Below are 8,617 nucleotides of genomic sequence, written 5' to 3'. Positions count from 1 at the left end.
ATCCAAGAGGGCGCAGGGAAGGCCGGGTGCTGGCTCGCACCCGCGGTCCGCTGCGCGAAAAGCACACGCAGAAAGAACCGCACAGCAGCATACAGGTGGTGCCGATCACTCGGCCTTCCCTGCGCNNTGGNTGGACGGCTTATGCCGTGATCTCCCGGGAGCCGACCATTCCTTCTGGCCTCCCTCGCCCCGCGAATTGGATGATGCAGTCTGCCCGGTTGGGCTCGCTCGCATCTCCGCGGAAGCTTGACCGTGGCAACGACGGCCAGGACCACACGGTTTTGCCGTACGCGCGGCCCGCCATTTCGCCGCAGTTTTTCCGGCCCTGTCGACGGAGCCGGAAACTTACACACGAGACGAAGCCTGGCAGCGCCGCTCGTCCGCACGAAGCCTCGGGCTCACAGCGACTACCCGCCCTGCCCGCGCCTCTCGTGCCGACGCTGCCGCGTCCACCGCAACCCCGGCTCGCGACAGTGACGACACATCGTCGCCCCTCTTGGGTGAGCCGGGATGGGCAACACATACGCCGAAACCGAATTTCGGTAAAGTGGAATATTTTTGTGCGCATGGATTGACAGAGGGCGACACAGGCTCTCGGCGCCGTAGCCCGGATGGAGCGCCAGCGTAATCCGGGACGGTGCGAGATGCCGGGCGAGCGGCCCCGGATTGCGCTTCCGCCGTCGCTCTTCGAGCTATGGCGGACAAGTCGCTTCATCCGGGCTACGAACTTCGCCCTATCCCGCGCGGCGGGCGCGGGCTCTGCTTTCCCAGCGGTCGAGCATCTGGCCAAGCTCGCCGTTGACCACGGGGACCGCCGTGATGGCGCTCGCGATCTCGTTGGTGTTGGCGGGCGCGTTGGCGGGAAGCCAATCCGGCTCGGTGTATTCGCGCCAGCGGCGTGCTTCGGCGCGTCGCTTGCTGGAGATGTAGTCACGCGTGAAATAGCCGGCCGCGAACGCGATTCCCAGCAACACGATCAATACGATGACGCCAGCCACAATCAACTCCGTCCATGCCCCCGGACGGGTTCTGCGTGGCAATCAGCGCGAAATCAAGGCTTGAACTGCGCCGAACGGGCGGCCTGCCGCGCTTTGCCGCAAGCAAATTTTTGCTTCGATCCGCGGAACATTTTCGCGCCTTGCAAACGGCACAAGGCGGACGCGAAGTGCATTCGAATATGACGGGATTGCGGCCTGCGCGAATCCGATTCCACCCTCGCAACCGGCGCCGGACCGCATTAACCTCCGGTTGCTTGGCCGGATCAACCGGTCAGCGAACATCATTGGGAGGACGCGATGACACGCCAAGAGGCTCGTGACCACACGGCTCGTGACCACGAGCAGCGTGACCAGGATGCTGCGCTTTCACGACGAACGCTTGTCCGGGGGCTTGCGCTTGGCGCCGCGGCCACCGTCGCCGGCCCCGCTCTGGCCCAGACCGGACCCGCCGCACCGCCGACCACCATCACCACCCCGCCGCGCGATTTCGGCCCCCACGGCGCGCCGACCACTTATTTCTGGGACCCCGACATCATCGCGGTCGATCCCTCCTTCAACGATCTCGCCCAGCCCAACACCGCGATCAAGCGCCTGTACACCGGCCTGCTGTGGGCCGAGGGCCCGGCGTGGAGCGCGCAAGGAAGGTATCTGTTGTGGAGCGACATTCCCAACAACCGGCAGATGCGCTGGAGCGAGGACGACGGCCGCGTCAGCATGTTTCGCACGCCGTCCAACAATTCCAACGGCAACTCCTTCGACTTCCAGGGCCGCCAGCTCTCCTGCGAGCATTTGACCCGCCGGGTGACGCGCTACGAGCATGACGGCACCGCCACCGTGCTCGCGGACTCCTATCAAGGCAAGAAGCTGAACTCGCCGAACGACATCGCCGCGCATCCCGACGGCAGCTACTGGTTCACCGATCCGCCCTATGGCGGCCAGCTCTACGAAGGCGAGCCGGATGCCGCGGGCGGCCCGAGCAATGCGGGCGGCAAGCTCAATCCGCGGATCGGACAGCCGGCCGGTTTCCAGCCGGGCAAGCGAGCTGCCGACCAATTGCTATCGCATCGACCCTTCCGGCCGCATCGACCTCGTCGTTACCGAAGACCAGGTCCCCGATCCGAACGGACTGTGCTTCTCGCCGGATTACAAGAAGCTCTACGTCGCCTCGACCGGCAAAGGGCCGGGCGACACCGGCCCGGGCGGCAAGGGCGAGATCTTCGTGTTCGATGTCGGCGGGGACAACAAACTCTCGAATCTCAAGAAGTTCAGCGATTGCGTGGTTGACGGCGTGAAGTGCGGGCCGGACGGCGTGCGCTGCGACGTCAACGGCAATGTCTGGGCTTCCAGCAATGCCGGACGCGCCGTCGGCTACAGCGGCGTGACGGTGTGGTCGCCGGAGGGCAAGCTGCTCGGCCGCATCCGCCTGCCGGAGGTGTGCGGCAACATCACCTTCGGCGGCCCCAAGCGCAACCGCCTGTTCATGGCCGCGAGCCAGTCGCTCTACGCGGTGTTCACGGCAACGCAGGGCGCCGGGCCAGGCTGAGAGCGCTGCATCCTGCAGGCTTGCACCGCTCTCGTAGGGTGGGCAAAGCGAAGCGTGCCCACGATCCCCTTGATACGGAACGAGATGGTGGGCACGGCGCTTTGCGCCTTTGCCCACCCTACGGCACTGCTTTCTGCGGCACGATCTGCGGATCGATCGCCGTAAATACCCCTTCGCTTGTGCGTTTCATGACAGCTTAACGACGCGCCCGCTCCGGCGGTTCCGCGGCCGCAATCAAGCTCCATCGCGGGCCAATCTCCGCCATCAAACCAAAGATGATGTGTGACGCGGCAGGGCCGCAGCGCGGTGCGCAGGCATGTCGCTTCGCCTCCGTCCGCGCCGGACAAGAAATTGGGAGTTGCACGATGCGCCGTATGCCAAACGACACGATCATCGTCAGCGTTGGAAGCCAGGAGCTCGTGATCGCGTTCGGAGACCCCGGTCTACCGGTCGACGGCCATGGCGGTAACGACATCATGATCGCAACAGTCGATGACGGGCCCAGTAGCCTGCTGCTTGTCGGCGACGAGTCGATCCTGGAAGGCCAATCGCATGGCGGCAATGACCTTCTCGTCGCGACGATCCAGGGCCGCTTGCCCTATACGACCTTTGACGGCGACGCGCAGATCATGTCCGGCCAAGCCCGCGGCGGCAACGATTTGCTGCATGTCGAGGCCTCGAATGCGATCTATGCGAGCGTCTATCTCTCAGGCGACGCCGAAATCGCCATGACCGGGGATGCCAAGGGCGGCAATGACCTCATCAAGGCAGAGATGGGCGACAGATCGTATGGTGCGTTCAGCGGCGATTCCGGATCGCTCATGAGCGGCAACTCCCAAGGCGGCAACGACATCGTCAGCGTGGTCCAGGCCGGCGCCTCTGGCAACATATCGATGTCGGGTGATGCCTTGGTGTCCATGATCGGCGATGCACGCGGCGGCAATGACATCCTCATCTATACGGCCGGCGACGATGCGCGGTCCGGCGGCGCATCACTGCTCGGCGATAGCGGCTACATGAGCGACAATGCCCGTGGCGGGGACGACATCCTGATCGCAGCCATCGACGGCAATCCCAATTCGACCTCCATCGCGCTCGTCGGCGATGGCTCGCAGATGTCCGGCAACGCACAGGGTGGCAATGATATTCTCTACGGGAGCGATCGCGGCGATTGGCTCTATGGCGATGCACGAGCCTACAACCCGTTCGTAGGCGGCTCGATCACCGGCGGCAGGGATCTGCTGAACGGCGGAGGCGGCAACGATCAGCTCTGGGGCGGACCGAACAACGATCTGTTCGTGTTCGGGGCAGGCTCGGGCCAGGACGTGATCAACGATTTCGATCAGGGCAACCAGGCGGCGGGCAGCACGATACTCGAGCAGGACGTGATCGACGTGCGGGCCTATGGCTTTGCGGACTGGGTCGCGCTGAAGAGCCTGATCAGCGATGACAGCGCCGGCAATGCGGTGATCCAGCTGACGGCCAACGACACCGTCACGCTGGATGGCATCCATGCCGCCGATCTCAACGCCAGGGATTTCATCGTCTGAGGCGCGGCTTGCTGCCGCGACCCAAATCCCTCGCAAGGCCCTTCACTGTCATCGCGGCGGGCCTTGGCTTTGTGCAGAACGTAGAGGCCCATTGGCCTCGAAGGACCCATCCTGCGATCTTGCCGTTAATTCCGACGCGGCCTGGAGAAGCAAGATGGACGATCGACCAAGACGACCCGACAGCCTGATGCAGGACGACGGCTTCGTCCGGGTGCGCGGCGCGCGCGAGCACAATCTCAGGAACGTCGACGTTCGCATTCCCCGCAACGCGCTTGTCGTGTTCACGGGCGTGTCGGGCTCCGGGAAATCCTCGCTCGCCTTTGGAACGATCTACGCCGAGGCGCAGCGGCGCTATCTGGAGTCGGTGTCGCCCTACGCGCGGCGGCTGTTCCACCAGATGCAAGTCCCTGAAGTCGACGACATCGAGGGCCTGCCGCCCGCCGTCGCGCTCCAGCAGCAACGCGGGGCGCCGACGACAAGGTCATCCGTCGGCAGCGTCACCACCATCTCGAACCTGCTGAGGATGCTCTATTCCCGCGCCGGCGATTATCCGCGGGGACAGCCGATGCTCTATGCGGAGGCGTTCTCGCCGAACACGCCCGAGGGGGCGTGCCCGACCTGCCACGGCATCGGCAGGATGCTCGACGTTACCGAGAAGTCCATGGTGCCCGACGACACCAAGACGATCCGCGAGCGCGCCGTCGCGGCCTGGCCGAGTGCCTGGCAAGGGCAGAACCTCCGGGACATCCTGACGACGCTCGGCTACGACGTCGACAAGCCCTGGCGCGAGCTGCCGAAAAAGGACCGCGACTGGATCCTGTTCACCGAGGAGCAGCCGACCGTTCCTGTTTATGCCGGCTACGACGCCGCTGAGGTCAAACGCGCGCTGCGCCGCAAGGAGGAGCCGAGCTACCAGGGCACGTTCACCGGCGCGAAGCGCTACGTGATGCAGACCTACGCCAAGTCCGAGAGCGCGATGATGAAGCGCCGTGTCGCGCAATTCATGATCACGCGGGATTGCCCGACCTGCCACGGCACCCGGCTCAAGCCCGAGGCGCTCAAGGTCAGGTTCGCCGGGCTCAATATCGCCGAGATGTCGCATTTGCCGCTCAAGCAGCTGCAGGAGCTGGTCAAGCCGTTCGCAAAGACTTCGACGGACAGATCGGAGAAGACCGTCGTCGCCAGGCGCATCTGCGAGGATCTGTCGGCGCGCCTCGCCGTTCTGCTCGACCTCGGCCTTGGCTATCTCGCCTGCGAGCGCAGCACGCCGACGCTGTCGCCGGGCGAATTGCAACGGCTGCGCCTTGCGACGCAGGTTCGTTCGAACCTGTTCGGCGTCGTCTACGTGCTCGACGAGCCGTCCGCGGGCCTGCATCCCGCCGACACCGAGGCGCTGCTGCGGGCGCTGGACCGGCTGAAGCACGCCGGCAATTCGATCTTCGTGGTCGAGCACGAGATCGAAGTGATCAGGCATGCCGACTGGCTGGTGGATGTCGGGCCTGACGCGGGCGACGGCGGCGGGCTCATCCTCTACAGCGGGCCGCCGGCAGAGCTCGGTCAGATCGAGCAATCGCGCACCGCCCACTATCTCGCGCATCCCCGCAAGAAGCTGCCGACGACCCGTCGCGAGCCGAAGGGCCACCTGAAGGTCAGGGGCGTCGCCCGCAATAATCTTCGCGGTCTCGACGTCGATATCCCGCTGGGTGTCCTCGCCAGCATCACCGGCGTGTCGGGCTCCGGCAAATCGAGCCTGATCAGCCAATTCCTCGTCGAGGCCGTCGCCGGGCATCTCGGCCATACGCTCGCGGACGAAGCGGACGACGACAGCCTCGCCGCAAGGGTCGAGACCTTGGGCGGCAAGATTGTTGCCGGCCTCGACCGGATCGGCCGCCTCGTCGTGGTGGACCAGAAGCCGATCGGGCGCACGCCGCGGTCCAACCTTGCGACCTATACCGGCCTGTTCGACCATGTGCGGCGGATGTTCGCGGCAACGCCGCAGGCAAAGTCCCGCCGCTACGACGCGGGACGCTTCTCGTTCAATGTCGCGAGAGGCCGATGTGCGACTTGCGAGGGCGAGGGCTTCGTCTGTGTCGAGCTCTTGTTCCTGCCCAGCGTCTATGCGCCCTGCCCGACCTGCAAAGGCGCGCGCTACAACGACAAGACGCTCGAGGTGACAATCCGCGGGAAATCGATCGCGGATGTGCTGGCGATGCGCGTCGACGAGGCCTTCGAGTTCTTCGAGGGCGATGCCGCACTGAACCGGTCGCTGTCGGTGGTGCGTGAGGTCGGCCTCGGCTATATCCGCCTCGGCCAGTCCGCCACCGAATTGTCCGGTGGCGAAGCCCAGCGCATCAAGCTGGCGACCGAGCTGATGCGTCCGCAACGCGGCCATACGCTTTATGTCCTGGACGAACCGACCACCGGGCTGCATCCGCGGGATGTCGAGCGGCTGATCGCCCAGCTCGACCGGATCGTGGACGCCGGCAACAGCGTGGTCGTGGTCGAGCACGACATGGACGTCGTCTCTCATAGCGACTGGATCATCGATCTCGGCCCCGGTGCCGGTGACGAAGGTGGCCGCATCGTCACTTCGGGGACACCGGATCAGGTTGCCAAGGCCGGCGGAAAGACCGCGCCTTATCTGGCGCGGCGCTTGAAGCAGTGACGCGCGATCTCGCCGGGCCTCACCGTCATTTCGCATTTGCGTTCTATAGCGCAGCTGGCAGATCCGACTTTCGCGATGTTGACTTTCCGCCGTCCCGCTCCCCATACTTCGCAAAAAAATAACAACCAGCCATAAGAACGTTTTGAGGGAGGATAGGATGCCGACTTCACGCAGGCAGCTGCTGAAGGGTACGGCGGCTGCCGCCGCCACACTCAGCCTCGATTGGACCAGGGCCCAGGCGCAGGCCGAGAATTTACGCATCGGCCTGATCTACGACCTCACCGGCCCGTTCGCCGCCGGCGGCTCGGTCGCCTCCTCGGTCGGCGCGCAGATCGCCATCGACCTCGTCAACGAGAAGGGCGGCATCGGCGGCAAGACCAAGATCGTGCCGGTTGCGGCGGACTCGCAGAGCAAGGCGGATGTTGCGATCAACGAGGCCGAGCGGCTGATCAGCCAGGAAAAGATCGACATCATCAACGGCGTCTATTCCAGCGCGCATGCGGTGCCGATGGCGGCGAAGGTCGAGCAGCAGAAGAAGATCCTCTGGATCACGACTGCGGTCTCGACCGCCGTGTTCAAGGACAAGAATTTGCAATACGTGTTTCGCGCGCAGATCCATTCCGACCAGTACGGCCAGGCCTTTGCCGGCTTCATCGCCGAGCATGCGAAAGCCAAGCTCGGCATGGAGGCGAAGGACGTCAAGGTCGCGCTTATCCACGAGGACGGCCCCTATGGCGTCGGCGTCGCCGCGGCCGACGAGGCCTATGCCAAGCAGGCCGGCATCCAGGTCGTGCTGCGCGAAGGCTATTCGGCTTCCGCGCCCGACCTCTCGGTGCTCGTGACCAAGATCAAGCGCGCCAAGGCCGACGTGATCTCGCATGCCGGCTACAACCCCGATATCACTTTGTTCCTGCGGCAGGCGCGCGAGAGCGGATTGCGCTTCAAGATGCTGTTCGGGGCCGGCGCCGGCTACAGCCAGCTCGACAAGCTGCGCGCCACCTTCGGTCCCGACATCGACAATTTCTGCAACATCGACCCGGTGCCGGCGCAGCTGCTCGATGCGGCAAAACTCGCGCCGGGCATGGGCGAGCTGATCAAGACCATGGTCTCGCGCTACCAGGCCAAGACCGGCGCCACCGACGTGCCGCCGCACTGCTCGATGGGCTTCAACCAGACCTGGGTGCTGCTCAACAACGTGCTGCCGGTGGCCAAGGAGAAGTACGGCAGCTTCGAGCCGGAGGCGATCCGCAAGGCCGCGCTCGACGTCGACATCCCCGCCGGCGGCACCATCCAGGGCTACGGCGTCAAATTCTTCCCGCCGGGCACGCCGCTCTCGGGCCAGAACGAACGCTCGACGCCGGTGGTGATGCAGAACGCGGGCGAGCACATCTCGGTGGTGTGGCCGACCAACATCCGCACGCAAGACCCGGTATTCCCGCTGCCAAAGGGCTCGACCTACGGGACGTAGGGGCGATGCGGACGGTGCCCCCTCTCCCCTTGTGGGAGAGGGTGGCTCGCCGCGCAGCGGCGAGACGGGTGAGGGGTTGCCTCCGCAGGCGAGCCTCTCGCGATTGAATTCGCGGATGGAACCCCTCATCCGGCGCTTCGCGCCACCTTCTCCCACAAGGGGCCTGTTGCGTAATTCGCCAGTTGTGATTCCCTAGGGCAAAGCCTTGGAGGTATCGATGGCGGTGAAGCGGACAGGACAGCCGAGCTTTGTGGAAGCGCTGATGCCGAAGGGCGCCGGCGCCAATGCGGCGCTGGATCGGTTGGCTGGCCTGGTCAAGTGGTACCGGTTCGAGAAGCTGATCGGTCATTTGCGGGATGAAGGGAGCCCCGGTCGTCCAGGCTATCCGGTGCT

4 protein-coding genes and 1 pseudogene are annotated in these 8,617 nt (G+C 65.0%); 4 read left to right on the top strand and 1 reads right to left on the bottom strand.

The window, feature by feature from the left end; genetic code table 11:
* Window positions 1–734 precede the first annotated feature (734 nt).
* A complete protein-coding gene (locus A3AS_RS0139285; protein WP_049815127.1) occupies window positions 735–998 on the bottom strand; it encodes a hypothetical protein in 264 nt (87 codons plus the stop codon).
* A 297-nt stretch (window positions 999–1,295) separates the two neighbouring features.
* On the opposite strand from A3AS_RS0139285, the pseudogene A3AS_RS0139280 reads away from it, so the two are divergent.
* The 4 genes and pseudogenes from A3AS_RS0139280 (at window position 1,296) to A3AS_RS0139265 (ending at window position 8,224) form a co-directional block, all read left to right on the top strand.
* Window positions 1,296–2,541 (top strand): annotated as a pseudogene (locus A3AS_RS0139280) (SMP-30/gluconolactonase/LRE family protein).
* A gap of 365 nt (window positions 2,542–2,906) precedes the next feature.
* Window positions 2,907–4,091, top strand: a complete 1,185-nt coding sequence (locus A3AS_RS0139275; protein ID WP_026202840.1) for a calcium-binding protein — start codon at window positions 2,907–2,909, stop codon at window positions 4,089–4,091.
* Window positions 4,092–4,245: 154 nt separating this feature from the next.
* The gene (uvrA, locus tag A3AS_RS0139270) at window positions 4,246–6,756 is read left to right on the top strand and encodes an excinuclease ABC subunit UvrA (protein ID WP_026202839.1); all 2,511 of its coding nucleotides are present in this window, start codon (window positions 4,246–4,248) and stop codon (window positions 6,754–6,756) included.
* 157 nt (window positions 6,757–6,913) lie between these two features.
* Window positions 6,914–8,224, top strand: a complete 1,311-nt coding sequence (locus A3AS_RS0139265; protein ID WP_018322896.1) for an ABC transporter substrate-binding protein — start codon at window positions 6,914–6,916, stop codon at window positions 8,222–8,224.
* Window positions 8,225–8,617 lie beyond the last annotated feature (393 nt).

This window comes from Bradyrhizobium sp. WSM2793 (genome assembly GCF_000379585.1).
Lineage (GTDB): Bacteria > Pseudomonadota > Alphaproteobacteria > Rhizobiales > Xanthobacteraceae > Bradyrhizobium.
Note: the sequence above shows the minus strand (reverse complement) of the source record. Positions and strands in the feature narration are given on the sequence as shown.

Excerpts from the sequence above, each read along its gene's own strand:
- A3AS_RS0139275 (WP_026202840.1), top strand. The coding sequence starts at position 2,907 with ATGCGCCGTATGCCAAACGACACGATCATCGTCAGCGTTGGAAGCCAG.
- uvrA (WP_026202839.1), top strand. The coding sequence starts at position 4,246 with ATGGACGATCGACCAAGACGACCCGACAGCCTGATGCAGGACGACGGC.
- A3AS_RS0139265 (WP_018322896.1), top strand. The coding sequence starts at position 6,914 with ATGCCGACTTCACGCAGGCAGCTGCTGAAGGGTACGGCGGCTGCCGCC.